Origin of the sequence: Enterobacter sp. 198 (assembly GCF_009025585.1) — a bacterium.
Classification (GTDB): domain Bacteria; phylum Pseudomonadota; class Gammaproteobacteria; order Enterobacterales; family Enterobacteriaceae; genus Enterobacter; species Enterobacter ludwigii.
The window spans coordinates 505,067-531,058 of record NZ_WCIM01000030.1 but is presented as its reverse complement, the minus strand read 5'-3'; the positions used below and the strand labels follow the sequence as shown (position 1 = coordinate 531,058).

The 25,992-nt window shown below is 54.2% G+C and carries 21 protein-coding genes, 3 tRNA genes and 1 pseudogene; 12 read left to right on the top strand and 13 right to left on the bottom strand.

Annotation, left to right across the window (positions count from 1 at the left end):
• Window positions 1-82 precede the first annotated feature (82 nt).
• The 4 genes and pseudogenes from F8561_RS20655 to F8561_RS20640 form a co-directional block, all read left to right on the top strand.
• Window positions 83-520: a DcrB-related protein gene (locus tag F8561_RS20655; protein ID WP_148576258.1), complete on the top strand. Its 438-nt coding sequence runs from the start codon at window positions 83-85 to the stop codon at window positions 518-520.
• A gap of 18 nt (window positions 521-538) precedes the next feature.
• Entirely contained in the window at window positions 539-4,786 is a 4,248-nt protein-coding gene (locus F8561_RS20650) for an RHS repeat-associated core domain-containing protein (RefSeq protein ID WP_151887854.1), read from the top strand.
• A 43-nt stretch (window positions 4,787-4,829) separates the two neighbouring features.
• Window positions 4,830-5,144: a hypothetical protein gene (locus tag F8561_RS20645; RefSeq protein WP_113656147.1), complete on the top strand. Its 315-nt coding sequence runs from the start codon at window positions 4,830-4,832 to the stop codon at window positions 5,142-5,144.
• A gap of 194 nt (window positions 5,145-5,338) precedes the next feature.
• Window positions 5,339-5,446, top strand: a pseudogene (locus F8561_RS20640) (RHS repeat-associated core domain-containing protein); the annotation flags it as partial.
• A 30-nt stretch (window positions 5,447-5,476) separates the two neighbouring features.
• Here F8561_RS20640 and F8561_RS20635 read toward each other — a convergent pair.
• Window positions 5,477-6,597, bottom strand: a protein-coding gene (locus F8561_RS20635) for an IS3 family transposase (RefSeq protein WP_151887853.1) whose coding sequence is annotated in 2 segments (ribosomal slippage) — window positions 5,477-6,339 and window positions 6,339-6,597 — 1,122 coding nt in all. Because the reading frame shifts where the segments join, the coding sequence is not laid out codon by codon here.
• Window positions 6,598-6,789: 192 nt separating this feature from the next.
• On the opposite strand from F8561_RS20635, the gene F8561_RS20630 reads away from it, so the two are divergent.
• Complete coding sequence (locus tag F8561_RS20630) at window positions 6,790-7,398, top strand: glutathione S-transferase family protein (protein WP_134178621.1); 609 nt, start codon at window positions 6,790-6,792, stop codon at window positions 7,396-7,398.
• A 285-nt stretch (window positions 7,399-7,683) separates the two neighbouring features.
• On the opposite strand, the gene cbl is transcribed toward F8561_RS20630, so the two are convergent.
• Window positions 7,684-8,634: an HTH-type transcriptional regulator Cbl gene (gene cbl, locus F8561_RS20625; RefSeq protein WP_047955842.1), complete on the bottom strand. Its 951-nt coding sequence runs from the start codon at window positions 8,632-8,634 to the stop codon at window positions 7,684-7,686.
• Between the two features lie 96 nt (window positions 8,635-8,730).
• Window positions 8,731-9,648 carry a nitrogen assimilation transcriptional regulator NAC gene (gene nac / locus F8561_RS20620; protein WP_014170773.1) on the bottom strand — a complete coding sequence of 306 codons (918 nt, stop codon included), beginning with the start codon at window positions 9,646-9,648 and terminating at the stop codon, window positions 8,731-8,733.
• A 320-nt stretch (window positions 9,649-9,968) separates the two neighbouring features.
• Here nac and F8561_RS20615 point away from each other — a divergent pair.
• Window positions 9,969-10,044, top strand: a tRNA-Asn gene (locus tag F8561_RS20615).
• A gap of 61 nt (window positions 10,045-10,105) precedes the next feature.
• Here the strand turns inward: F8561_RS20615 and ldtA are convergent.
• On the bottom strand, window positions 10,106-11,005 hold the full coding sequence (ldtA, locus tag F8561_RS20610; protein WP_151887852.1) for a L,D-transpeptidase: 900 nt from the start codon (window positions 11,003-11,005) through the stop codon (window positions 10,106-10,108).
• 191 nt (window positions 11,006-11,196) lie between these two features.
• Between ldtA and shiA the strand changes: the two genes are divergently transcribed.
• The 3 genes from shiA (at window position 11,197) to F8561_RS20595 (ending at window position 15,832) form a co-directional block, all read left to right on the top strand.
• Entirely contained in the window at window positions 11,197-12,513 is a 1,317-nt protein-coding gene (gene shiA, locus F8561_RS20605) for a shikimate transporter (protein ID WP_151887851.1), read from the top strand.
• 73 nt (window positions 12,514-12,586) lie between these two features.
• Window positions 12,587-14,041 carry an AMP nucleosidase gene (locus F8561_RS20600; protein ID WP_151887850.1) on the top strand — a complete coding sequence of 485 codons (1,455 nt, stop codon included), beginning with the start codon at window positions 12,587-12,589 and terminating at the stop codon, window positions 14,039-14,041.
• A gap of 18 nt (window positions 14,042-14,059) precedes the next feature.
• The gene (locus tag F8561_RS20595; RefSeq protein WP_151887849.1) at window positions 14,060-15,832 is read left to right on the top strand and encodes an aminopeptidase P family protein; all 1,773 of its coding nucleotides are present in this window, start codon (window positions 14,060-14,062) and stop codon (window positions 15,830-15,832) included.
• A 118-nt stretch (window positions 15,833-15,950) separates the two neighbouring features.
• On the opposite strand, the gene F8561_RS20590 is transcribed toward F8561_RS20595, so the two are convergent.
• Window positions 15,951-16,026: transfer RNA gene (locus tag F8561_RS20590), tRNA-Asn, on the bottom strand.
• Window positions 16,027-16,106: 80 nt separating this feature from the next.
• Window positions 16,107-17,582 (bottom strand): multidrug efflux MATE transporter EmmdR, encoded by a 1,476-nt coding sequence (gene emmdR, locus F8561_RS20585; protein ID WP_071605454.1) that lies wholly within the window; start codon window positions 17,580-17,582, stop codon window positions 16,107-16,109.
• Between the two features lie 193 nt (window positions 17,583-17,775).
• Here emmdR and F8561_RS20580 point away from each other — a divergent pair.
• Together F8561_RS20580 and F8561_RS20575 are read left to right on the top strand one after the other, a co-directional pair.
• Window positions 17,776-17,851, top strand: a tRNA-Asn gene (locus F8561_RS20580).
• A 53-nt stretch (window positions 17,852-17,904) separates the two neighbouring features.
• Window positions 17,905-18,237, top strand: a complete 333-nt coding sequence (locus tag F8561_RS20575) for a gamma-glutamylcyclotransferase family protein (RefSeq protein ID WP_032680657.1) — start codon at window positions 17,905-17,907, stop codon at window positions 18,235-18,237.
• 49 nt (window positions 18,238-18,286) lie between these two features.
• Here the strand turns inward: F8561_RS20575 and F8561_RS20570 are convergent, their stop codons facing one another.
• From F8561_RS20570 to dacD, 4 genes are all read right to left on the bottom strand, one after another.
• A complete protein-coding gene (locus tag F8561_RS20570) occupies window positions 18,287-18,622 on the bottom strand; it encodes a DUF496 family protein (protein WP_008499467.1) in 336 nt (111 codons plus the stop codon).
• A 168-nt stretch (window positions 18,623-18,790) separates the two neighbouring features.
• A complete protein-coding gene (locus F8561_RS20565) occupies window positions 18,791-19,849 on the bottom strand; it encodes an FUSC family protein (RefSeq protein WP_032678500.1) in 1,059 nt (352 codons plus the stop codon).
• Window positions 19,850-19,941: 92 nt separating this feature from the next.
• A complete protein-coding gene (sbmC, locus tag F8561_RS20560; protein WP_068794777.1) occupies window positions 19,942-20,415 on the bottom strand; it encodes a DNA gyrase inhibitor SbmC in 474 nt (157 codons plus the stop codon).
• 131 nt (window positions 20,416-20,546) lie between these two features.
• Window positions 20,547-21,713: a serine-type D-Ala-D-Ala carboxypeptidase DacD gene (gene dacD / locus F8561_RS20555; protein WP_014170783.1), complete on the bottom strand. Its 1,167-nt coding sequence runs from the start codon at window positions 21,711-21,713 to the stop codon at window positions 20,547-20,549.
• 210 nt (window positions 21,714-21,923) lie between these two features.
• Between dacD and sbcB the strand changes: the two genes are divergently transcribed.
• Window positions 21,924-23,348 carry an exodeoxyribonuclease I gene (gene sbcB / locus F8561_RS20550; protein WP_151887848.1) on the top strand — a complete coding sequence of 475 codons (1,425 nt, stop codon included), beginning with the start codon at window positions 21,924-21,926 and terminating at the stop codon, window positions 23,346-23,348.
• A 59-nt stretch (window positions 23,349-23,407) separates the two neighbouring features.
• On the opposite strand, the gene plaP is transcribed toward sbcB, so the two are convergent.
• The 3 genes from plaP to F8561_RS20535 all read right to left on the bottom strand — a co-directional run bounded on the left by plaP (window position 23,408) and on the right by F8561_RS20535 (window position 25,966).
• Window positions 23,408-24,766, bottom strand: coding sequence for a putrescine/proton symporter PlaP (plaP, locus tag F8561_RS20545; RefSeq protein WP_014170786.1), 1,359 nt, complete (start codon window positions 24,764-24,766; stop codon window positions 23,408-23,410).
• Window positions 24,756-24,818, bottom strand: coding sequence for a membrane protein YoeI (gene yoeI / locus F8561_RS20540; RefSeq protein ID WP_099458931.1), 63 nt, complete (start codon window positions 24,816-24,818; stop codon window positions 24,756-24,758). Before yoeI ends, plaP begins: the two co-directional genes overlap by 11 nt.
• Before the next feature lie 218 nt (window positions 24,819-25,036).
• Window positions 25,037-25,966: a LysR substrate-binding domain-containing protein gene (locus F8561_RS20535; RefSeq protein WP_151887847.1), complete on the bottom strand. Its 930-nt coding sequence runs from the start codon at window positions 25,964-25,966 to the stop codon at window positions 25,037-25,039.
• Window positions 25,967-25,992 lie beyond the last annotated feature (26 nt).

The window sequence follows — 25,992 nt, the reverse complement described above, 5'->3', positions numbered from 1 at the left end:
GGGGAAAAGCGACCTTTCATATAGCAAGCTTTATGCCCCTGTGGCACACTTAAACCGTCCTGATGCATACGGAAGCTGCTTAATGTCTGAAAATCTCCCTCTCTGTGTTTTTACCGAAGGCCACATCACCCTTCCTGATCACTATCAGGATCGTACCGTTAATCTCTTCACCCTTCCCGGTGAGAATAAGCCTGCTTTTAACATCTCCCGCGACAACCTGAATGAGGGTGAAAGCCTGCCGGACTATATTGACCGGCAGTTAACGCTGATGCAGAAGCATCTGAAAGGCTGGAATCAAACGGAACGGGTGCCAGCTGAGCTCGGCAATAACCTTTTACAGGGTGAATGTGTGCATGCCAGCTATCTGCGTGACGGTAAACGGGTCTTCCAGCAACAGGCGGTATTTAACACGTCTGCAAACCATATTCTGGTGTTCACTGTGTCCTGCACCGCGATACTGACGGACGGAGACAGTCAACAGTTCCATGCGCTGCTTGCCAGCTTTTCTTTTAACACCTGACAATTAAGGAACGTTGTTATGTTTGAAGCGGCACGCGTGGGTGATGATATTGGCCATTCTCATGCACTGGCAGGGATGATTGCCGGGACGATTGTCGGTGGACTGATTGCCGCAGTTGGAGGTATCGCCGCCGGGGCATTGATGATTGCCGGTATCGGTGCGTCATGTCTGGGTATTGGTGTGCTTCTGGTCGGGGCCAGTCTGGCAGTAGGATATGCTACTGGCGAACTGGCAACGAAGGCCAGAGACAGCATTGCGGATGCCGGGGTCGCCAGTATGGAGAAGGAAGGCGTTATTGCCACCGGCTCGCATAACGTGTTCATTAATGGCAGACCTGCCGCCCTTGCCACCGAAAGCATGGTGGAATGCGCCAGGGATGCTGGCTCGCAGCAGATGGCCGAAGGATCCTCACAGGTTTACATCAATGGCCTGCCTGCTGCCCGTCTCGGCGATCAGACCACTTGTGGTGGAAAGGTCATGACCGGTTCAGCAGATGTGATTATCGGCGGTGAGGCGGAACAGACACTGCCGATACAGTCAGAGGTGCCAGAGTGGCTCTATAAAGCCTCTGACCTGACACTGTTATTTGCCGGACTGCTTGGTGGAGCGGGCGGAGCGGCAGGCAAAGTCGGTGCGCTGGGAAGACTGTTCAGTAAAATCCCGGGTATCAACAAACTGGCCCGCGTCGCCTGCCGCGCAGGCGTGCTGATGACCAGCGCCGCCGCCGTGGGCATCATCGCCCGCCCGGTTGATATCGTCAGTGGGCAGAAATTCCTGTCCGGTGATGACGATCTGGACTTTGTATTACCGTCCCGTCTGCCGGTTGTCTGGCAGCGTTACTGGCGCAGTGGCAATCCCGGCGACAGCGTACTGGGCCGTGGCTGGTCACTTTTCTGGGAAACGCGACTGGAAAAATATCAGGACGGTCTGGTGTGGCGTGCACCGTCCGGCGATTACGTGTCATTTCCTCTCGTGCCGAAAGGGAAGTGTACCTTCTGCGAAACTGAAAAACGCTGGCTGGAACACCATCAGGATGATACCTGGTCAGTGTATGACATCGGCGGCGAACGCTGGCATTACTCATCCCTGCGGGACGATTCCCCTTCCATGCCGCTGCGACTCACCGAACCCTGTGGTAACGATATTCTTTTTGACTGGAACGACGACCACATGCTGCATGCGCTCACCGACAGCGCCGGACAGCGCGTGGTCTGCCGTTATCAGACCGTCAGCGGACAGGTTCGCCTTGCCGGAGCCTGGCTGGACGATGAGATTTGTCTGGTCAGCTACGATTATGATGACAAGGCCCGGCTGATTAGCGTCACCGGACGTGGCGGTCAGGTACGCCGCCGTTTCAGCTGGTATGACGACGGGGACGGTACGGATTTACTGCGCAGCCATGAGGACAGCAACGGTCTGCTGAACGAGTATCTCTGGCAGAACCTTGACGGACTGCCCCGCGTGCTGGCTTACCGCAACAGCGCGGGTGAGCAGCTTACTTTTGATTACGATTTTGAAAACGGCACCCGCTGCGCCACCCGCGAGGATGGCGCACAGGCACACTGGCTGGTTGACGACGATGATAATGTTGCACGTTTCACCGATTATGACGGTCGCCAGACCGGCTTCGTCTGTCGTGATGGGGAGTTGTGCGAAGTTATCCTGCCTGACGGAGCCATGCGGCGCAGCCAGTGGGACCGTTATGGCCGCCTCACGTCAGAGACCGACCCGGCAGGGCGCACCACAGCGTATTACTGGTTCCGTAATACTGACCGAATCGCCCGCACGGTTTTCCCGGATTCAACAGCCACTCAGTCTGTGTATGACCTGAACGGTCGCCTGCTGTCGGAAACCGATGCACTGAATCACACCACCACGTATCACTACCCTGATGAAGAAGAAACGCTGCCTGACCGCATCACCGATGCCAGTGGTGGTGACGTGCTGCTGGTGTGGAACCGTCAGGGGCTGCTGACGCAACGCACCGACTGCTCCGGCAGCGTGACCCGCTTTACCTATGACCGCTTCGGTCAGCTCCTGAACAGTGAAGATGCAGAAGGCAACCTCACTCGCCGCGAATGGAACGATGCAGGCCAGCTCACCGCCGTTATTCGTGCCGATGGCAGTCAGGAAACGCTGCGGTGGAACGCGCACGGACAGCTCACTGCCTGGCGTGACCCGCTGGAAAGTGAGGTTCGCTGGCAGTATTCCGCGCTTGGACTGCCAGAAAGCGTTACCGACCGCACGGGACGAACCCGCCGCTGGCACTATGACCCGAGAGGCAATCTGCTGCGTCTGGAAAACGGCAACGGTGGCGAGTATCGTTTTACATATGACCCGACAGGCCACCCACTGAGCGAAGTCCGCCCGGACGATACATCCCGGCAGATGGAATGGAATGAACGTGGACTGCTCACCACGCTGATGGAAAACGGCAGACCAGACGTTGATGGCGGCATCCCACGACGCGCTCAGCATTTCAGCTATGACAGCAGCGGCCTGCTGACCACACGCACTACCCGCGATGCTCAGTACCATTACCAGCGTAAAAACAGCGGGCAGCTTACCGGCCTGACCCGCAAGCCAACCGCCGATGGCATGGCGCTGGGAATCGAAGAAGATGAAATTCAGTTTACCTTTGACGCGGCAGGAAACCTGCTCGCTGAGCAGGGAGTCAACGGTGAACTGCATTCTGCGTATAACGTTCTGGGTAATCTCACTGCGCTGACCCTGCCCGGCGGCCAGCAGATAAGCTGGCTGCATTACGGTTCCGGACACGTCAGTGCCATCCGGTTCGGTCAGCAAATCATCTCTGAATTTAGACGCGACCGCCTTCACAGGGAAGTGGCCCGCACTCAGGGAACCCGTGAACAGACCCGCCGGTATGACAGTCTCGGCAGACGTACCGGGCAGCGCAGTTTCTCACCCGACCTGCCGGAACAGACAATCTTCGAACGCGCCTTCAACTACACCGGGCGTGGAGAATTGTCAGACGTCAGTGACACCCTGCGTGGCAACACAATTTACGGCTATGATGAGGAAGGCCGTTTTCTCAGGCACTACGAAGCCCGTCCGGACCACAGTAACAGGAGGTTCCGGTACGACGCTGCGGATAACCTGCTGCCGGATGATGACCTTCCTGCCCTGTCGCTGAGGGATAACCGCCTCACGCACTGGCAGAACCTGTTTATGAAATACGACTGGTGGGGTAACCTGGTCTTTCGCCGAAGTGGTCTGTATGAACAGCATTATGTATACGACGCGGAAAACCGCCTGATACGGGCCGGGGGCAATGGACCAGAAGGCAATTTTACCGCCCGCTACCATTATGACGCCCTGGGCCGCCGCACACGCAAAACGGTCACCATGCCACACGGCACCACAAAGACCCGCTTTCTGTGGCAGGGATACCGGCTGTTGCAGGAACAGCAGCAGAACGGACAATGTCAGACATATGTTTACGACCCGAACGAAACATACAGCCCGCTGGCGCGTATTGACCATTTGCGTGACGAAACCAGCGGAGAGGTTCTCTGGTTCACAACCGATCTGAACGGTGCACCGCTGGATATCACTGATGAACAGGGACAACTCCGGTGGAGCGGTCATTACGAGAGTTTTGGTGAGGTTGCACGACAGACGGAAGGCTTCCACAGATTCACGCAGCAAACTGCCCTCGCTCATCAGCCACTGCGCTATGCCGGGCAGTACGCAGACAGTGAAACGGGATTACACTATAATATGTTCCGTTATTACGATCCGAAGGTTGGGCGGTTTACGGTGCAGGACCCGATTGGATTACTGGGAGGCTGGAATCTTTATCAGTATGCACCGAATCCGCTGGGTTGGATTGATCCGTGGGGGTTAGCTAACAGGCCAAATAATGGTGAATATCATATTTTTCATGATTATTCACTTGACCCTCAATATCGATATTCCAGTGATGCAGTCCAGTTCAACAGAGCTAATGTGGATTTTGTTCAGAAAATGGAGACGAATCCGGAATTTCGCCAAGATATGCTCAACAGATATCCAAAACTAAATGACTGGCTCAAAGATGGGGATATGAGCAGAAGTCCTTCGGGATTAACCTGGCATCACCATGAAGATATAAACAGACTGACTCTGGTCGACAGAGCAGACCACAGATCTAATCATTCTTTATATCATCCAACTGGTAAAGGTGGACGTGACATATGGGGTGGTGGAAAACCTGGACGACAAGGTAAGCTTGATGGTCCTACTGGTAGAAAAATTTGTAGCTAAACCTAAATAAAAAGGGGATAGTATGTCGATTAAAGGTAACCATATGAAATTGAAAGATATAATTGACATCATGGTTAAATCGCGTTGCGAAGATGATAATTTTTGCATTTATGGCTCAGACGGAGAGTTATTCGGAGAAAAAGAATATTTTGTCTCCGGTTATCCACAGGTAGATGAAAACGATAAAGAAGTCTATCCGCAAGATGCGGCTAGCAGAGGTTTATCATATATTTATTCTGGTGAGCAGTTTGCTGATGTAATCTTATCAGTAATCGAACAAAAACCTTCTGCCAGTAATCAAGATTTTATTGATGCTTTAAACTATTACCTTGAAAATGATGATTTTTTAGATTTCTGACATTTATCCAGACAGCCTGCACACTATTTTTAAGGGTTGCAGGCTGTATTAAACTATTTTCAGCACCATCTTCACCAGAAATTAACTGAGGATATGAACAGACGTTAGTCTCGCGAGGGCAATAACTTGTAATCATTTCATGACATTCGTGAAAGCCATTATTCTAACTTAATTCTTTTGTTGAGGATGATTTTCAAACAGCCCTCGCTCATCAGCCATTGCGCTATGCCGACAGTGAAACGGGATTACACTATAACCTGTTCCGTTATTACGATCCGCAGGTCGGGCGTTTTACGGTGCAGGTGACCTGCCCCCAGTATTAGCTACAACCGTCAGTTAGTAATGTCGGTTTGTTTACCTTCACATTTTCCATTTCGCCACCGTGCTGCAAACTCTGATGGCGTCTGATAATTCAGTGCCAAATGTGGCCGACACTCGTTATAATCCTGCCGCCAGTCATTAATCGTTTTCCGGGCATGAAGAATATCGCTGAACCAGTGTTCATTCAGACACTCATCGCGAAAGCGTCCGTTAAAACTCTCAATAAATCCGTTCTGCGTTGGCTTACCTGGCTGGATAAGCCGTAGTTCCACACCATGCTCAAAGGCCCATTGATCGAGCGCGCGGCAGGTAAATTCCGGGCCCTGATCGGTTCTTATTGTCGCCGGATAGCCCCTAAACAGCGCGATGCTGTCCAGAATACGCGTGACCTGAACGCCTGAAATACCGAAAGCAGCGGTGATCGTCAGACACTCCTTCGTGAAATCATCCACACAGGTCGGGCACTTGATCCTCCGACCGTTGGCCAGTGCGTCTATAACGAAATCCATCGACCATGTAAGGTTCGGCGCATCCGGGCGCAGAAGCGGAAACCGTTCGGTTGCCAGCCCTTTACGGCGTCGTCTGCGTTTTACGCTCAGCCCATTAAGGTGGTAAATACGGTATACCCGCTTGTGATTGACGTGAAGGCCCTCCCGACGCAGCAGCTGCCAGATGCGGAGGTAGCCAAAACGCCTGCGTTCAAGCGCCAGCTCAGTAATACGCCCTGATAAATGTGCATCAGCAGCCGGACGCTGAGCATCATAACGGCAGGTCGACAGGGACAAACCTGTAAGCCTGCAGGCACGACGTTGCGACAAACCGGTCGCATCACACATCAACACCACGGCTTCACGCTTCTGCCCTGTCGTCAGTACTTTCGCCCCAGAGCCACCTGAAGCGCCTCCTTATCCAGCATGGCTTCGGCAAGCAGCTTCTTGAGCCTGGCGTTCTCTTCCTCAAGCGACTTCAGGCGCTTAACCTCGGGCACCTCCATACCGCCATACTTCTTACGCCAGGTGTAAAAGGTGGCATCTGAAATGGCGTGCTTACGGCAGAGCTCACGGGCAGAAACCCCGGCTTCAGCCTCGCGGAGGATACTGATGATCTGTTCGTCGGAAAAACGCTTCTTCATGGGCATGTCCTCATGTGGCTTATGAAGACATTACTAACATCGCGGTGTATTAGCAGGTCAACCGGCCAATCTGTCAGTAATACTCACTCAGGCCGTAACATACTGATGATATTCGCCATAACGAATTTATTGTAATGTCTGTTTATCATCTTCAATGAAGCGTTATTTCACACAGACAGGAAAACTGGAATCATGATAAAGCTGATTGGCATGATGGATTCTCCTTATGTACGCCGCGTGGCGGTCTCCCTGGAACTTTATGGCGTTGCGTTTGAAAGCCAGCCGTTGTCCGTATTCAGCACATTTGAGGAATTTTCCCGGATTAACCCTACGGTAAAAGCGCCAACGCTGGTTCTGGAGAATGGAACACGTCTGATGGACTCGTCTCTCATACTGAATTATTTTGAGGCTCAGGCCGCGCCTGAACGGAGACTCCTGCCCGTGACGCAGGATGCACTGGCGAACGATCTCCAGACGCTGGGCTTTATCCTCGCAGCCGCGGAGAAAGCTGTGCAAAATGTGTACGAACACAATCTGCGCCCGGCGGAGAAACAACATAATCCGTGGATAGAACGTATTACCGTCCAGCTGCTGGCTGCCTGTCGGGAATGGAACGCGCTGCTGGAAGCCCGTCCGGAAAACGCGGTGGCCGATCAGGTTGCTGTCACCAGTACGGTTATCTGGACATTTATTCAGTCAATGATCCCTCACGTCGTTAACGCCGGGGATTTTAAAAAGATTCAAGCGGTAGCCGACGTTTTCGAAAACCAGGCGGCATTAAAAAAATACCCTTTTAGTTAACGCTTCGCTCGGCGTGTTATGGGGCTTTTCAGCCCTTTTTTTGCCGCACGCGAATATTATCCTCATCTAAAAGAATCATATTTTTTTATTTATTCTTATATGTAACCCAATGGAAATATGAGAAATATTTCCATATAAGACAATCTTATGACGTCACAGGGTATCGTTATTCATCAGGGTATTCTTGAGAACAAGCTGTCAGGAAATTAAACGGTTTCAATAAAAAAGCCTGCTTTAATTGCAGGCTTGTGCTTCTTGTCGACGGGGACGGGTGCTATAAGGGGCTTAAATCTGATAATCAATCGCCACTTCTTCTGGCTCCATCACCTGACGTTTAATCTCATCCACGGACAGCCCGGCGTTGCAGAGTTCGATAAAGCGCCACACATAGTTGCGCTGCAGTTGTCCACGCTTCAGGCCGAGCCATACGGTATTGGCATCAAAGAGATGACGCGTATCCAGTCGTACCAGGCTCTCCGTCTCGCGTTCACCACCGGACTGTTCCGCCACCAGACCAATGCCCAGCCCCAGCTCGACGTAGGTTTTGATTACATCAGAGTCCTGTGCACTCAGCACCACATCCGGCGTTAAGCCTTTGCGGTTAAAGGCTTCATCAATGCGCGAGCGTCCGGTAATACCCTGCCGGTAGGTAATCAGTGGCCATTTCGCGATATCTTCCAGCGTCAGGGGAGTGACCTGATTCAGCGGATGGTCGACGGGAAGTAACAGACTGTGGTACCAGCGAAACCACGGGAAAGCCACCAGCAGCGGATCGTTGCTCAGGCGTTCACTGGCAATGCCGATATCTGCCCCACCGTTTTGTAACAGCACGTCAATTTCCTGCGGTGTGCCCTGGATAAGCTCCAGACGGACGTCAGGGAAAAGTTCACGGAAGGCTTTAATCACCGGCGGCAGGCTGTAACGCGCCTGGGTGTGGGTGGTGGCGATAGTGAGGACGCCCGAGGCGTCATTGGTAAAGAGATCCGCCAGGCGACGCACATTGCTGGCCTCGTTGAGGATCCGCTCCGCGATGGTCAGCAAGGCTTTGCCCGGCTCCGTCATGCCAAGCAGACGCTTGCCGCGACGGATAAAAATCTCTATCCCCAGTTCTTCTTCCAGCTCGCGGATATGGCGACTGACGCCGGACTGAGAGGTATAAAGCATATTGGCGACCTCGGTCAGGTTGTAATCCCGCCTGGCCGCCTCACGGATAATTTTAAGTTGCTGGAAATTCACGATTCACTCCGGCGCATCTGACATAACGCTATTGTTAGAGTCAGCCGACCTGCAGAACAAATAATAAAAACCAGCATCTTATGCTTTTATGGAATATCAACTCACCAGCTGCAGCTCACGGTTCTCCAGAGACGGTTTGCTGACCAGCGACATCAGAATCTCTTTTACCGCCTGCGCCTGAGGTGACAGCGATCCGCGCGCGGACATATTCAGCGACAGCGGTAAGCTCATCGAAGGCGTGGTGATGCGCGCCATCCAGCCGTTTGCTGCGCTGCACAGCGAACGTGCTGCGGATTCTGGCAGAACGGTCACACCCATACCGCTGGCTATAGCGGCGGTTAGCGTGGAGATGGAATCAATTTCACCGATAATTTTTGCCGTCAGGCGGCGCAGGGAGAACGCTTCATCCACACGCACGCGCACCGCGCTGTAGTCACGCGGCAGGAAAAGATTCATTTCTGCAACGGCCGTCAGATCGACGCTCTGCCCCGGACAGTCGCGGGTGCCCACAAGGTAGAGATCTTCTTTCAGCAGCGGCTGGCTGGTGATCCCGGCCACCGGTGAGCGGTCGTACAGCACCGCCATATCCAGCTGGCCGCTAAGAAGTTTGTCATTCAGCACAGAACCGCTGTTCTCATGCAGGTAAACCAGTACTTCTGGCAGCTCTGCGCGGACGGCCTGCAGCAGCGGCATGGTAATAGAGGACGCGGCCGTTCCCGGAGCCAGCCCAATGGATACGTGGCCGCTCAGCGTCTGGCCCACGTTATTCACCGCCAGCTGCGCCTGTTCGCACTGGCGAAGGATGGTGCGCGCATGGGTATAAAGGATTTTGCCTGCTTCCGTTGGCGTCACGCCACGTTTGGTGCGGATCAACAGCTGTTGATCCATCTCGCCTTCCAGAGTAGCCACCTGCTGGCTCAGCGCAGGCTGCGCGATGTGCAGCACTTCCGCCGCTTGAGTCAGGCTGCCGATATCGACGATTTTTACGAAGTATTTCAGTCGTCTTAAGTTCATTTTGCCCCCTGTTCGAAATGCTGTGCCGGTACTGGCTTTTCATTGTTGATAGGGTTTTGCAATATGAATGCCAGTTTTACGAAGAGGTCTGATTTGTCGCTAAGCGGCTGAAAATAAGGAAAGCTAATCATAAGCAGCGGTTTTATTACTGAAACAGCAGTTTATGATCTGCCCCATTAGGGGTATGTGCGCACCATTACGGTGCATTCCGGCGTCAAAAACGCCATTTTGCTGATTTTGTCAGCAAACGATCAAAAGGCGTTGATCCACCCTTTGACAAGGCTGGCTGACGTCGATAATATGCGCCCCGTTCACACGATTCCTCTGTAGTTCAGTCGGTAGAACGGCGGACTGTTAATCCGTATGTCACTGGTTCGAGTCCAGTCAGAGGAGCCAAATTTGAAAAGCCTGCTTTTATAGCAGGCTTTTTGCTTTTCTGCGGCAGGTAAAATTGCCCTCAGTTGCCGAGCTTAACCGGCATCCCTGACCGACGTTCCAGTTCCGCGCCCGCCCCCTCGTTGACAAGCTCGGTTCGCAGCGAGGCAGATATCGGCAAAGGCACTTTCCGGGTCGATTCAAATTCCGCCCGGTTCCGTGATAGCGGTTCATGCACCTCTACCCAGCGGCTGCCGTCCGGCTCTGTCGTCACTTTAACGGGCTGATCGATAAGCTGCACACGGGTGCCTACCGGGACGTTATCGAAAAGATATTTAATGTCGTTATTGCGCAGACGAATACAACCCTGGCTCACCCGCAGTCCGATGCCAAAATTGGAGTTTGTCCCGTGAATGGCATACAGCCTGCCAATATAAATCGCATACAGTCCCATTGGGTTATCGGGCCCGGCGGGCACGAATGCAGGCAGCGTTTTCCCCTCTGCCGCATAGGCACGGCGCGTATTCGGCGTAGGAGACCAGGTGGGGCCTTCCTGCTTACGTTCTACCGCCGTGACCCAGTTTCGCGGGGTTTCGCGCCCGGCCTGACCAATGCCGATGGGTAACACTTCAACAGTGTTGCTTCCCGGTGGGTAATAGTAGAGGCGCATTTCTGCCGCATTAACGATAATTCCCTCGCGGACGGTGTCAGGCAAAATCAGCTGCTGGGGTATCACCAGTTGCGTACCGGATTTAGGCAAAAAAGGATCCACGCCCGGGTTCGCTTCCAGCATATTGCTCAGACCCTGCCCGTATTGCGCGGCAAACGCTTCGAGCGGTAGCGTATTGTGATCCGGCACGGTAATGGTTTGCGAAGTGCCCACCAGCCGACTGCCTGTCGGCGGTAAAGGATAACTTACCGCCTGAACGCTCTGGCTGATAAGTAATGCAGCAAGACAACTCAACATATTTATACGACACATATTCCCTTCCTCAGTCGCACCTCGATTTGCTAAGCATAGCGTAGCCGCTTTGCATTACCCATCAGGAAATAAAATCAGTTTGCACACGCGCCCTGGCGCGGTAGTCTCATACGTTCCGTTTATATGACGGTGGCTATGTGAGTGACCTTTTCTTATACCAATAATTAGAAATACGTGCAGACAGGACAACTATGGACTCCACTCTCACCTCCACACATCCCAACGAGGAGACACCTTCGCTCAATCGTGCCCGCCGCGCAGCCCTCGGCAGCTTCGCGGGTGCCGTCGTCGACTGGTATGATTTTCTGCTTTACGGCATTACTGCCGCGCTGGTGTTTAACCGCGAATTCTTCCCCCAGATTAGCCCGGCAATGGGTACGCTCGCCGCGTTTGCTACCTTTGGCGTCGGCTTCCTGTTTCGTCCACTGGGCGGAGTGATCTTCGGCCACTTCGGTGACCGTCTCGGTCGCAAACGCATGCTGATGCTCACCGTCTGGATGATGGGCATCGCCACCGCGCTGATTGGCGTTCTCCCTTCATTTTCCGCCATTGGCTGGTGGGCGCCGGTGCTGCTGGTTACGCTGCGCGCCATTCAGGGCTTCGCGGTAGGCGGTGAATGGGGTGGCGCGGCGCTGTTATCCGTTGAGAGTGCCCCGAAGAACAAGAAAGCGTTTTACAGCAGCGGCGTGCAGGTGGGCTATGGCGTAGGTCTGCTGCTCTCCACCGGGCTGGTGTCGCTGATGAGCCATTTCACCACCGATGAACAATTCCTGAGCTGGGGCTGGCGCATTCCGTTTATCTTCAGCATCGTGCTGGTTGTCGCCGCCCTGTGGATCCGCAACGGCATGGAAGAATCTGCTGAGTTCGAACAACAGCGGCAAGAACCGCCCGTTGCCAGAAAACAGCTGCCGGTGATGGAAGCGCTTGTCCGGCATCCTGGCGCTTTTCTGAAAATTATTGCCCTGCGCCTGTGCGAACTGCTGACGATGTATATCGTGACCGCGTTTGCCCTCAATTATTCAACGCAAAATCTCGGTCTGCCCCGCGAGCTGTTCCTGAACATTGGCCTGCTGGTCGGCGGGATCAGCTGCCTGACTATCCCCAGCTTCGCCTGGCTGGCGGACAGGTTTGGTCGCCGTCGCGTCTATATCACCGGGGCGCTGATTGGCACCCTCAGCGCCTGGCCGTTCTTCATGGCGCTGGAGGCACAGTCGATCTTCTGGATTGTCTTCTTTGCCATCATGCTCGCTAACATCGCCCACGATATGGTGGTCTGCGTGCAGCAGCCCATGTTTACCGAACTGTTCGGGGCGAGCTATCGCTACAGCGGCGCGGGCGTAGGCTATCAGGTGGCAAGCGTGGTCGGCGGCGGGTTTACGCCATTTATTGCCGCCGCGCTGGTGACCTTCTCCGGCGGCAACTGGCATAGTGTGGCACTTTATCTGCTGGCCGGTTGCCTGCTGTCAGCGGCGACGGCGCTCTTGATGAAAGAGACGAGCCACACCTGATCTCACTTTTGTTTCACAGGCGTGTGACATACTATCGGGTAGAGTCGCACACCTGTGGAACAAGGAGACAGAGATGAATAATAAGGGCTCCAGCCTGACCCCGGCTCAGGTACTGGAAAAACTCGATGCACTGTATGAACAGTCCGTCAACGCGCTGCGCAGCGCCATCAGTGAGTATATCGAAACAGGGAAACTCCCCGACGAAAAGGCCAGAAGTAAGGGCCTTTTTGTTTATCCATCGCTTTCCGTCACCTGGGACGGCAGCGCGACTAACACGCCGAAAACGCGCGCCTACGCACGCTTTACCCACTCCGGCTGCTACAGCACCACCGTCACCCGCCCTGCACTGTTCCGTCCTTATCTTGAAGAGCAACTCACGCTGTTGTATCAGGATTACGGTGCGCACATTGCCGTTGAACCTTCACAGCATGAGATCCCGTATCCGTATGTGATTGACGGTTCGGCATTAACCCTTGACCGCTCCATGAGCGCGGGACTGACGCGCCATTTCCCGACCACCGAGCTGTCGCAGATTGGCGATGAGACGGCGGATGGTATCTACCACCCGGCAGAATTTTCACCGCTGTCGCACTTTGATGCCCGCCGCGTGGATTTCTCTCTGGCGCGCCTGCGTCACTACACCGGGACGCCCGTCGACCATTTCCAGCCCTTTGTACTGTTTACCAACTACACCCGCTATGTCGACGAGTTTGTCCGTTGGGGCTGTAGCCAGATCCTCGACCCGGATAGCCCTTACATCGCGCTGTCCTGCGCCGGCGGGATCTGGATCACCGCGGAAACCGAGGCACCCGAGCAGGCCATCTCCGACCTGGCGTGGAAAAAACACCAGATGCCTGCCTGGCACCTGATCACCGCTGACGGCCAGGGGATCACCTTAATTAACATCGGGGTTGGTCCGTCAAATGCCAAAACCATCTGCGACCATCTGGCGGTATTGCGCCCGGACGTGTGGCTGATGATTGGACACTGCGGCGGCCTGCGTGAAAGCCAGCTGATTGGCGACTACGTGCTGGCCCACGCCTATCTGCGTGATGACCATGTGCTTGACGCTGTGCTTCCACCGGATATTCCTATCCCGAGCATCGCCGAAGTGCAGCGTGCGCTGTATGACGCCACCAAAGAGGTGAGCGGTATGCCGGGTGAAGAGGTTAAACAGCGTCTGCGTACCGGTACGGTAGTGACGACGGATGACCGCAACTGGGAGCTGCGCTACTCCGCCTCCGCGCTGCGTTTCAACCTCAGCCGTGCCGTCGCGATTGATATGGAAAGCGCCACCATCGCCGCACAGGGATATCGCTTCCGCGTCCCTTACGGCACGCTGCTGTGCGTCTCCGACAAACCGCTGCACGGCGAAATTAAGCTTCCGGGTCAGGCCAACCGTTTCTATGAAGGGGCAATCTCCGAACATCTGCAAATCGGCATTCGCGCCATTGATTTGCTGCGTGCGGAAGGTGACAGGCTGCATTCCCGTAAATTACGTACCTTCAACGAGCCGCCATTCCGCTAACCAGAACAAGGAATAACCATGCACACCCCATCACGCTTATCGGCCCTGCGCCGGTGGCTACAGGAAAACAATCTTGATGGCATGATCGTGCCGCGCGCGGATGCCTGGCAGAGTGAGTATTGCGCGCCGTACGATGAAAAGCTGGCTTGGCTGACGGGCTTTGATGGCTCCGCAGGTCTGGCGCTGATTCTGAAAAACACAGCCCTGCTGTTTGTCGATGGCCGCTATCAGGTTCAGGCTCGCCTTCAGGTCAATATGGATGAAATTGAAATCCACCATTTGCACAATGAACCGCTGGCCGAATGGCTCACAGCCAACGCCGGGGCCGGCATGCGTATTGGGTTTGAAGCACTGCTGATGACCAATACGGAGTTCGGGCAACTGTCTGCAACACCCTGTGAACTGGTTCCGCTCAGTCAGTCGCCGTTTGATACCTTATGGCACGATCGCCCTGCCGCGCCGGCGGGACGTATTCGAGAAATGCCGGTGGAGGTCAGTGGCGAAAGCAGCCTCGCCAAACGCCAGCGCGTTGCCGCCGTGCTGGCCGCACACGATGCCGATTATCTGGCCGTGACTCTGCCAGATAACATCGCCTGGCTGTTGAACGTGCGTGGCGCTGACATTCCATCCAGTCCTGTTCCCCTCTCCTTTGCCCTTCTTGATCGTGACGGTAGCGTGGAGTGGTTTGTTAACGACAATAAGCTCAGCGAGCTACCCGAGAGCGTGAGAAACGCGTTCAGGATTGCGCCACAGGATGCCTTTATCGAACGCTGCCAGCGCCTGTCACAAGGCAAGCGGGTGATGGTTGATGCCGATTCCGCACCGGTCGCCCTGCGCTTTGCCATTGAGCCAGAGGGCGAAATAGTCTGGCGAACCGATCCCATCACTCTGATGAAAGCCACTAAAAACCTGGTCGAACTTGCCGGGTATCGCGAGTGTCATCACCAGGACGGTGCTGCCTGGGTGAATTTCCTGGCCTGGCTAAGCCGTGAAGTCCCCCTGCGTGAGGCGGCGGGAAAACCGCTGACGGAGCTGGAAGCGCAGGCGCAGCAGCTCGCGTTCCGTAAACAGCAGCCTGGATTTATTGAGCAAAGTTTTGCCACCATCTCCGCCTCCTCCAGTAATGCGGCGATGTGCCACTATCACTCAAGCGAAGCCAGCAATAAGCCCATCGGTCATCATCATTTTTACCTTAATGATTCCGGCGGTCAGTACCATAACGGCACCACTGACGCCACGCGTACGCTGGCATGGGGTAGCGTGCCGCCACAGCAGAAGTTGCACTACACCGCCGTACTGAGAGGGTTCCTGTCGTTGATAACCTTACAGTTCCCCTCCGGCAGCCAGGGCCATCAGCTTGATGCCTTCGCGCGTCGCCCGCTGTGGGAAATGGGGCTGGATTACGATCACGGGACAGGGCATGGCGTAGGACATCAGTTGCTTATCCATGAGAACCCGCATCGTCTCGCCAAAAAGGTTAACCCGTGGCCCCTGGTGGCCGGCACCATCATGACTATTGAGCCTGGATATTATCTGGCGGACAGCCATGGGATCCGCATTGAAAACCAGGTGGAGATTGTCGAAAGCCGTCCGGGATTCTGCACGTTTTCCTCACTGACGCTGATCCCGATCGACCTGAGCCAGGTCGAGTTACAGCTGTTGAACGAACAGGAAAAACAGTGGCTGGATGAGTATCATCAGCAGGTGCGTGAGGCCCTGTTACCGTTGGTCGACAGCGACGCGCGGCAATGGTTGCTTGAGGCGACGATGCCGGTTCGGGTTAACCATTAGAAATAGCAGTGGATGCCGGGCGGCGGTTTCGCCTGACCCGGCTGTAAGCCCGTGGCATCGGACCTTTTCAGAACGCAGAAAAGCAAAAAGCCTGCTATAAAAGCAGGCTTTTTAAATTTGGCTCCTCTGACTGGACTCGAACCAGTGACATACGGATTAACAGTCCGCCGTTCTACCGACTGAACTACAGAGGAATCGTGTGAACGGGGCGCATATTATCGATGCTCCCCGATGATGTCAAAGGCAGAATGCATATTTCTGACTGTTTGCCGAATTATTCTCCACTTCGCGCATTTGTCAGGCATTCTGTTGATTCTGTGGTCGTCGGTTCCTGTTTTATTCGCGGGTATTTCCAGAGCCAGCGCCCACTGACCATACGCCAGTAGAACAACGCCCCACGCACCGCCCAGTCAAGGAACATCCCCAGCCAGACGCCGACTACCCCCATGCCAAGCATGACCCCGAGCGTGTAACCCACCACCACACGGCAACCCCACATGCCGAGCATCGACACCCACATCGCGAAGCGTGCATCGCGTGCCCCTTTCAGCCCGGCAGGCAGAACCCATGAAGCCGCCCAGATGGGCATAAAGGCCGCATTCAGCCAGATCAGGATCTTAACGACCTCTTTGACATCATCTTCGTGGGTATAAAAAGAGGCCATAAGCCCGGCAAAGGGGGCGCTTCCCCAGGCGATCAGCGTCAGGCCAATGGTTGACAGCCAGAAGACGTGCCGCAACTGCCGTTCCGCCTGCCCTATCTGCCCTTTTCCCAGCCGTTTACCGGTGATGATGGTCGACGCCGAACCGAGGGCGTTGCCCGGCAGGTTTATCAGGGAGGCAATGGAGAAGGCGATAAAGTTACCGGCGATAACGTCAGTCCCCATCCCGGCGACAAACATTTGCGTCAGCAGCTTGCCCCCGTTAAACAACACGGATTCAATACTGGCGGGAATACCAATTCCCATCACTTCCCAGATAATGGCGAAGTTAAAGGGGCGGAAATAGCTCTTCAGCGTAAGGCGCAGTGACGGCGTGATCCCCGCCATCAGCACCCCGAGAATGGCAGCAGCACCGATATAACGTGAAATCGTTAACCCCAGCCCGGCACCCACGAACCCAAGCCCGTCCCAGGAGAAGACGCCGTAGATCAGCACGCTGCTGATAATAATATTCAGGATGTTCATCCCGCCGTTTATCAGCAACGGAATTTTGGTGTTGCCCGCCCCGCGCAGCGCGCCGCTGCCAATCAGCGCGATGGCTGCAGCCGGATAACTCAGAACCGTCATTTCCAGGTAGGTCAGCGCCAGGTCTTTAACTTCATTTGTGGCCTCACCGGCGACAAAATCGATAATTTCCCTGCCGAAATAGTGGATCACCGCCGCCAGCACGATCGAGAAAATGGTCATGATCATCAGCGACTGTCGGGCAGCCTCGCGCGCACGTTTAGGATCGAGCTTGCCGAGGCTAAAGGCGACGACAACTGTCGTCCCGAGGTCAATGGCGGCAAAAAAAGAAATAACCACCATGTTAAAGCTGTCCGCCAGCCCGACACCGGCCATCGCCTCTTTACCCAGCCAGCTGACCAGGAAGGTACTCAGCACCCCCATCAACAGAACGCAGGTGTTTTCCAGGAAAATAGGCACGGCAAGGGGGGTGATTTCACGCCAGAACAGAACACGATAGCTTTTACGCTTTGCATACCATGGCGTGCGCATAATCGCCTGGCGTAGGGGGGCAGTGACGTTCAAAATGGACCTTAACGAGAAAGTTGAAACTCCATTTCAAATGATGGGGGAGAAATGCTAAACCTGCAAAGTATTTTCCATAAAAAGATGTGTGGATTTACAACAAACTGTCGACAGAATCATCAATCGATCGCTAATCGCTAAGATCAGGTTTGACAAAACTTTTTTCGCCGCTAAGATAAGCCTCCACAACGATTCCTCTGTAGTTCAGTCGGTAGAACGGCGGACTGTTAATCCGTATGTCACTGGTTCGAGTCCAGTCAGAGGAGCCAAATTTAAAAAGCCTGCTTTTATAGCAGGCTTTTTGCTTTGCTGGTGAGGGAAAATGAACGCTCTGTTTGTCTACGGCACGCTACGCCCGGGTCACGCGAATGCACATATTCTTGAAAACATCGGTGGCGAATGGCAGGCCGGTTTTGTCACCGGGACGTTTTACGAACGTGGCTGGGGCGCGGCGGCAGATTTTCCGGGAATAGTGCTGCACCCGGACGGCCCACGCGTGGAGGGCTTTCTGTTTATCTCTGATAGCCTGAGTGCACACTGGCCAATGCTGGACGAATTTGAAGACGGCTACGATCGGGTTGAGGTCAATGTGACCACGCCGGATGGAAAACAGGTCAACGCCTGGATTTATCAGCTACAGCCGCGTACTGCGTAATAAAAAAGGCTCTCTGTCACCAGAGAGCCTTTTTTGTATTCATCGGCGATTACTCGCTTTTGGCTTCACCGTTTTTGATTTCGCCCATTACTTTCAGTTTCTTGGAGATATCACGGCGTTCTTTAGACAGCTCAGCGTTTTTGATGATGTAGTCATCAACGCGGTCTTCGTAGTCACTCTTCATGCTGGCGATGATGCCCTGAATAGCCTCAACGCTCATGCCTGGCTTGATGTAGTCGCTCAGGTTATCGAGCAGCAGGACACGTTTTTGGTTGTCACGGATCTTCTTCTCAACGTCCTGGATTTCACGCTGCAGTTTGTTTTTGCGGCGGAACAGGCGGACGAATTCCAGAACATCCTGGAACGAAGGCTTGGTAGTTTCCATTTTTACACCCCTGATAATGTGAGATTCGGATTCGTTAAAGCAACCGTTGTAACAATAACCTTACTGACAGCGGCTGCGAATGACAATGAGTATATCGTTTAAAGCTATCATAACCCCAATTGATGCTGAATCGAAGCAGCAGGCGTCACATATGGAGATAGCTGCTCTTTATTTGCGCAGCGCCCGGCAAATGAGATGCGACAGTAGCTCCAGCTGCCGCGCCAGCTCCATGCTCAGCCAGACATAACCATGAATAGGCGTTTCCGCGACGTTATCGCTCTGACGCTCATTCATTAACTGCTTCAGCTCCGCAACGATCTCATTCAGACGTTCACTGTTCGCCAGGATGGGCTGCGGGTTACCTTCATAAAGCGCGTGGGCGATGGTCAACAGCGTTTGCTGCGTCATCTGCTGCGTCTCTTTTAAGGTATGGGCGTTGAGCATTAAAAGGTGGCTGGGACGAGAAGCCCAGTGCGCGTTGATTTGCAACTCAAGCATGCATACCAGATTGCGGCTTACCGTCTGAATGGCTTCGAAAATGGATTTCTGGATATGGGTTTCTTTGCTGGCCGGGGTAATCAGCCCGCGCATCCTGACCACATCGTTGAGGATCGTTTGCAGGTGTTTTTCCAGCCGGGGGCGCTCAACCAGGTTAGGGGAAAATCCGGCCTGATAGACGCGGTTGAACGCGGTGACATAGTTAGCCATCTGAATACGCCAGTGCAGAAAAGCACGCTGTGGCCAGATGCCGGTAAAAAGCATAGCCAGCAATGAGCCGAGGATCACGTCCCCGCTTCGCCACAGGGCGGTCGTCATATCCCCTGCCGGTGCACCGACCACCACCGACAGCGTGATACCAATCAGCAGCGCCTGATAGGGCCTTTTGCCTAATGCCAGCCAGCCGCAAAGGAACATCGCGACACCGCACCAGATCAACATAACCGGAAACGAGATAAGCTCAAGCTTCAGCGCGATAAGCCCCAGGGCAGAGCCTAAAACGGTACCGCCAATGCGCTCGAAGGCGCGTGGAACAACGTTCCCCCAGAACGAAATAGGCCCCATCACGACCACCAGCGTGATAAGCGGCCATGTTCCCTCAGGAACATCCAGCAAACGAACCAGCACAAACGTCAACACAAAGGCCAGCGCGATACGGCACCCATGTACCACGCGGTAGTGTTTGTACAGACGAATTTCAAAAGGGGTTAATGATTTGTCGGGACGCACACCCGCTCTCCAGCTACACGGCAAATCACAATTGTACTGTGTTTTCAGCCGGGCGGATCACACCCGGCTGAAAAACCCTGTAATAACCAGGCTTAACCGGCTTTGTGCTCTACACCAATATACATTTCGATGTCCCAGTAACCGTCCGCGTTACCATCATTAAGGTAGCGCTCGAAGCAGGGTTTAGGGGCCATCTGGTAGCTGTTGTCCTGCAAGAGGGAATTAAAGAACTGGTTCCAAGGGGTCGCGAAGTCATGGTTTTCAACGCGTGCCGTCGCCACCGCATACCCTCCAGCGGCGATTTCCGTCATCATGACGCCTTCGCTGTTTTCAGGAATGACAAAATCGTCCGGGACCGTTACGGCCGTGTCACAGCGCAATTTTTCTGCCGGGACCTCGTCCGGATTATCGTAATAAACCGCAACCCACTCCAGCGGCTGAATGTGACGTCCATCCACCCACATGACTAACTGTTCGAAGCCCTGTTTAACCGTTTTGTCCCACGGCCCGACCAGATGAAAGCCGGCGATTTTACGTTTCTGTTGCTGCTTGATGCTGTAGTCCATGCTGCCTCCTTTTATTACTGTATATTTATACACTATAAAGCAGGTTTTAACTGTTCAGCAAACGAGGAGTGTTTATTATGTGAGCAGACTCGCAACCGCGCCAGTCTGCTCATGTGCTTTAACGCAGGCCGTTACAGCGTGTGATGCAGATAATCGCTCAGACGGGAGAAGAGGCCGCCTTTATTTACCGCTTCGAGCGTCACCAGCGGCCAGTGCGCCACGACTTTGTCACGGTCGTAAAGCTGGATCTCCCCTACCCGCTGATGAGCCGCAATCGGCGCTTCCAGCTCTTTTTTATCCAGCACGTACTTGGCTTTGATGTTAGGAACTTCTGTTTTAGGCAAGGCCAGCCAGAAATCCTGGTCGGTGCCCAATTCCACCTGCTCTTTATCGCCGTACCAGATACGCTCTGTTCCCACTTTTTTGCCGTTATGCAGGATCTGCACCGTATCAAAGTTCTGCTGCCCCCAGTGCAGCAGCTTCCGGGCCTGTTCCTCACGCCCTTTCGGGCTGTCAGCGCCCATCACCACCGCGATTAAACGACGCTGACCGTCAACCGCTGACGCAATCAGGTTAAAGCCCGCTCCCGACGTGTGCCCTGTTTTCAGGCCATCAACGTTCATGGTTTTATCCCACAGCAGGCCGTTACGGTTTTGCTGGGTGATCCCGTTCCAGGTAAGGCTCTTTTCGCTGTACATGTGGTAGAACTCTGGCTCGCCGTGAATGATAGCCCGGGAGAGCACGGCCAGGTCATAGGCAGAGCTGTGCTGGCCCGGCGCGTCCAGACCGTGGACGGTTTCAAAGTGGGTATCGCGCAGGTTCAGCTTTTGTACATAGTCGTTCATCATCTTCACAAACTGCGGCTGACCACCCGCTACGTGATCCGCCAGCGCCACGCAGGCGTCGTTACCGGAATCCACAATCAGACCACGGCTCAGGTCGCGCACCGAGACACGATCGCCCTCTTTCAGGAACATCAGCGACGATCCTTCAAACACCGGGTTCCCTTTTGCCCACGCGTCGCGGCCAACGGTAACGATGTCATCCGGGGTAATGCGGTGGCTGTCGATGGCCCGATCGACAACGTAGCCCGTCATCAGCTTGGTCAGGCTCGCCGGATTACGTTGTTGATGTTCGTTGCCCGCCGTTAAGATCTGACCAGTCGTGTAATCCATTAGCACCCAGGAGCCCGCCTGAATGGCCGGAGGCTGCGGCGAAAAATCCAGCGGATCGGCCGCGAAGGCAGAAGAGACACTCGAAGCGAGTAAAGAAACAGCAATAAACAGACGGCGTTTCAACGGTATATCCTCAGGTCATTAAAAATCGATGACCTTTTTACGGGAGTTCTGTTGTCGTTACCTGGCTTAATTGCAAAAAAATGTGACAGAAAGCAGATTTTACGCTGAAGCGGCCTCGCAAATTTGCACGGTGATGGCGCTTTTTATTCGGACTGACCTGCACGATCGTTTACCATAGAGACGTCATTTTTTAACAGGATGGTATTACTGGTGTTTGATTCAGCCGCGCGCCCTACATTTTTGTTCCACGACTACGAAACCTTTGGCACCCACCCGGCGCTGGACAGACCAGCACAGTTTGCTGCCATCCGTACCGACGACGAATTCAACATCATTGGCGAGCCTGAGGTCTTTTACTGTAAGCCGGCCGATGACTACCTGCCCCAGCCCGGCGCGGTAATGGTCACCGGGATCACCCCACAGGAAGCCCGGGACAAAGGCGTGAACGAGGCCGCATTCGCCCGACGCATTCACGACCTCTTCACCGTCCCGAATACCTGCGTGGTCGGTTACAACAACATCCGTTTCGATGACGAAGTGACGCGCAATATCTTCTACCGCAACTTCTACGATCCTTATGCCTGGAGCTGGCAGAACCGCAACTCGCGCTGGGATTTGCTCGACATTATGCGTGCCTGCTATGCACTGCGCCCGGAAGGCATCAACTGGCCTGAGAATGATGAAGGGCTGCCGAGCTTCAGACTGGAACACCTGACGCGTACAAACGGTATTGAGCACAGCAATGCCCACGATGCGATGGCCGATGTCTACGCCACCATTGCTATGGCAAAGCGGGTGAAAACCGCTCAGCCACGGCTATTTGACTATCTGCTGAGCCACCGCGGCAAGCAGAAACTCACCACGCTGATTGATGTGCCGCAGATGAAACCGCTGGTACATATCTCCGGTATGTTTGGCGCCTGGCGTGGCAATACCAGTTGGGTCGCTCCGCTGGCCTGGCACCCGGATAACCGTAATGCCGTGATTATGGTGGATTTAGCCGGTGATATTACACCGCTGCTCGATCTCGACAGCGATACGCTGCGCGAACGCCTCTATACCCCGAAAGATGAACTCGGCGATCTGCCCGCGGTGCCGGTCAAACTGGTCCATATCAATAAATGTCCGGTCCTGGCCCAGGCCAATACTCTGCGCGCGGAGGATGCAGACAGGCTGGGGATTAACCGTCAGCGTTGCCTGGATAACCTCAAGGTGCTGCGTGAAAACCCGCAGGTACGTGAGAAAGTGGTGGCGATCTTTGCCGAAGCCGAACCCTTTGTTCCGTCAGACAACGTCGATGCACAATTGTACAACGGCTTTTTCAGCGACGCAGACCGTGCGGCAATGAATATTGTTCTGCAAACCGAACCGCGTAACTTACCCGCGCTGGATATTACCTTCGCGGACGCACGTATCGAAAAACTGATGTTTAATTACCGCGCGCGCAACTATCCGGGCACGCTGGATGAAACCGAACAGGCGCGCTGGCTTCAGCATCGTCGTCATGTGTTTACACCGGAGTTTCTGCAGAGCTACGCGCAGGAGCTGGAGATGCTGTATAGCCAGTATGAAGGAAATGCTGAAAAGCAGGCGCTGTTAAAAGCGCTGTATCAGTATGCACAGGAAATCGTCTGACAGATTTTGGGCGAAAAAAAAACCGGAGGCGATGGTCTCCGGTTTTTTTTACTTAGCTCTTACGCAACGTCTTCGTACTGAGGAACCGGGTTACGGAAGCTCTTCGTGACGCACGCCAGGTAAACCAGGCCGATACCCGCCCAAATCAGGCCAAGCACCATGGAACTCTCTTCCAGGTTAACCCACAGCGCACCCACGGTCAGCGCACCACACATCGGCAGGAACAGATACTGGAAGTGATCTTTCAGCGTTTTATTACGCTTTTCACGGATCCAGAACTGAGAAATAACCGACAGGTTAACAAAGGTGAACGCCACCAGCGCACCGAAGTTAATCAGCGCAGTTGCCATCACCAGGTCAAAGTTAATCGCCAGCAGAGCAATAGCGCCGACCAGGATGATGTTCATTGCCGGCGTACGCCAGGTTGGGTGAACGTAGCCGAAGAAGCTTTTCGGGAATACGCCGTCACGACCCATTACGTACATCAGACGTGCAACGCCTGCGTGCGCGGCCATGCCGGATGCCAGTACCGTGATGGTGGAGAAGATCAACGCGCCAACCTGGAACGCTTTACCCGCCACGTAGAGCATAATTTCTGGCTGAGAGGCATCCGGATCCTTAAAGCGAGAGATATCCGGGAAGTACAGCTGCAGGAAGTAGGTCGCAAAGATAAAGATCAGACCACCAATCAGCGCCGTCAGGAAGATAGCACGCGGGATAACACGCTCTGCGTCCTTGGTCTCTTCAGACAGGTTGCTGATGCCGTCAAAACCGGTAAAGGAGAAGCACAGAATGGTTGCCCCGGTAATCATCGGGATCACATGCGCATCACCAGACCAGAACGGCTTGCTGCTCGCCAGGGTACCTGCACCTTCACCGTGGAAGACACCAAAGATAACCATGCCCAGAATCACGGCAATCAGGATGACCTGAAGCACAACAATAACGGAGTTAAAGTTCGCAACGGACTTGATGCTGCGCAGGTTGAACGCCGTCATAAAGGCCACCAGCGCCACGACGAACATCCACGAAGGGATCGACGGCACCAGTGCTTCAAAATAAATTTTAGCCAGCAGAATGTTGATCATCGGCGCGAACAGATAGTCGAGCAGCGAAGACCAGCCCACCATAAAGCCAACGGTCGGGCTGATGGATTTCTGGGCATAGGTGTAGGCGGAACCGGCAGACGGATAGCGACGGACCAGTTTACCGTAGCTCAGCGCGGTAAAGAGGATCGCAATCAGTGCGAAGGCGTAAGCCGTCGGCACATGACCGTCTGTGAGGCCTGATACGATACCGAATGTATCGAACAGCGTCATTGGCTGCATATAGGCAAGGCCCATCATAACAACCGGAACTAACGTAAGGGTTTTACGTAATTCCACGCGAGAGGTGTTTGGAGTTGCGTTATGCGACATAGTTATTCTCCTTTACGGTGATAACCGCCACGTAAGCGAAAAATTGCCCCATTTCTGTATTCCTCAGCGACAACAACTGTCGGATTTTAGTAAATATCTATCCGGTACGAAGCCCGGCCTCTTGGTTTTTAGTTTCGTTTCATACGTGCAAAAAAAAATAACCGACGCCTTTTATATCGTCGATTATTCATTTGGTTGCAGCGGCGCATTTTGCCCCACATCGGATACAAAAGGCAATACTTTGCAACGCCCGGGGCGATTTTCTTTTTTCTAACTGGCTGATTTCTCGACGCTGCTTTGCGAGTAAACGGCAGCAATAGCACTATTTGCTAAAATTTCGTCCCGCCACCAGGCGCTTGCCAGCCCCGCAGTTTGTTCATTCCAGCCGACCCACACCGATTCATTGCTGCTTTGTGCAAGCACCTGTTTTTCAACAAGCGCACCGCTGTCTAAAAACCGCTGTGCCAGATAGCGGGGTAAATAGCCGCACCCCAGGCCACTGATTTGCAGCTCCAGCTTGGTTTTATAGTCGAACACCGTGATCGCCTCCTGCTCATAAAGCAACTGCGTGGAGGCCGCACAGTCGGGACGCGAGCTGTCACCGACCACAATGGCGCGGTAGCCTTTAATCGTGCGCCGGTTAAGGGGTTCCGGCTCCTGCGCGAGCGGATGGTGTGGCGCGACGGCGAAAACCTGCTCCAGCACACCCAGCCGGGCGAAACCGAAATCGCTTAACTGGGGCGGTTCATGCAGCGCACCGACAAAAATATCTGCCCTGCCCTGAGTTAAGGCATCCCATGAATCGCCCAGCACGCCATTAATGAAGATTAATCGGGTTACGCTGTGGTGCTGATAGAACGCCTCAATCAGCGGCGTCAGAAGAGAAAACGGAAAAGTATCATCAACGCCGATGACCAGTTCGTTCTCCCATCCCTGGTGCAGTTTGACGGCCTGTTTTTCCAGTTCGCGAACGGTATGCAGGACGTCGCGCCCCTTCTCCAGCAGCATCTGCCCGGTACGGGTAAAACGGGCGCGGTGACCAGAGCGATCGAGGATCTGGATATTAAGATCGCTTTCCAGTTTATGAACGGTATAGCTCAGCGCCGACGGGGTTTTGAAGAGCTTTGCCGAAGCAGCGGCAAAGCTCCCCTCTTTTTCCAGTGCATCCAGAATAATAAGAACATCCAGCAGCGGTTTCATGTTCGCCCCCTTCCGGTGTGCGATCG

Bases quoted from the DNA above. Each gene is read 5' to 3' on its own strand.
- F8561_RS20575 (WP_032680657.1), top strand. From the start codon at position 17,905: ATGAACGCTCTGTTTGTCTACGGCACGCTACGCCCGGGTCACGCGAAT.
- F8561_RS20650 (WP_151887854.1), top strand. From the start codon at position 539: ATGTTTGAAGCGGCACGCGTGGGTGATGATATTGGCCATTCTCATGCA.
- plaP (WP_014170786.1), bottom strand. From the start codon at position 24,766: ATGTCGCATAACGCAACTCCAAACACCTCTCGCGTGGAATTACGTAAA.
- F8561_RS20655 (WP_148576258.1), top strand. From the start codon at position 83: ATGTCTGAAAATCTCCCTCTCTGTGTTTTTACCGAAGGCCACATCACC.
- shiA (WP_151887851.1), top strand. From the start codon at position 11,197: ATGGACTCCACTCTCACCTCCACACATCCCAACGAGGAGACACCTTCG.
- F8561_RS20630 (WP_134178621.1), top strand. From the start codon at position 6,790: ATGATAAAGCTGATTGGCATGATGGATTCTCCTTATGTACGCCGCGTG.
- F8561_RS20595 (WP_151887849.1), top strand. From the start codon at position 14,060: ATGCACACCCCATCACGCTTATCGGCCCTGCGCCGGTGGCTACAGGAA.
- nac (WP_014170773.1), bottom strand. From the start codon at position 9,648: ATGAACTTAAGACGACTGAAATACTTCGTAAAAATCGTCGATATCGGC.
- F8561_RS20570 (WP_008499467.1), bottom strand. From the start codon at position 18,622: ATGGAAACTACCAAGCCTTCGTTCCAGGATGTTCTGGAATTCGTCCGC.
- ldtA (WP_151887852.1), bottom strand. From the start codon at position 11,005: ATGTGTCGTATAAATATGTTGAGTTGTCTTGCTGCATTACTTATCAGC.
- F8561_RS20645 (WP_113656147.1), top strand. From the start codon at position 4,830: ATGAAATTGAAAGATATAATTGACATCATGGTTAAATCGCGTTGCGAA.
- F8561_RS20600 (WP_151887850.1), top strand. From the start codon at position 12,587: ATGAATAATAAGGGCTCCAGCCTGACCCCGGCTCAGGTACTGGAAAAA.
- sbmC (WP_068794777.1), bottom strand. From the start codon at position 20,415: ATGGACTACAGCATCAAGCAGCAACAGAAACGTAAAATCGCCGGCTTT.
- F8561_RS20535 (WP_151887847.1), bottom strand. From the start codon at position 25,966: ATGAAACCGCTGCTGGATGTTCTTATTATTCTGGATGCACTGGAAAAA.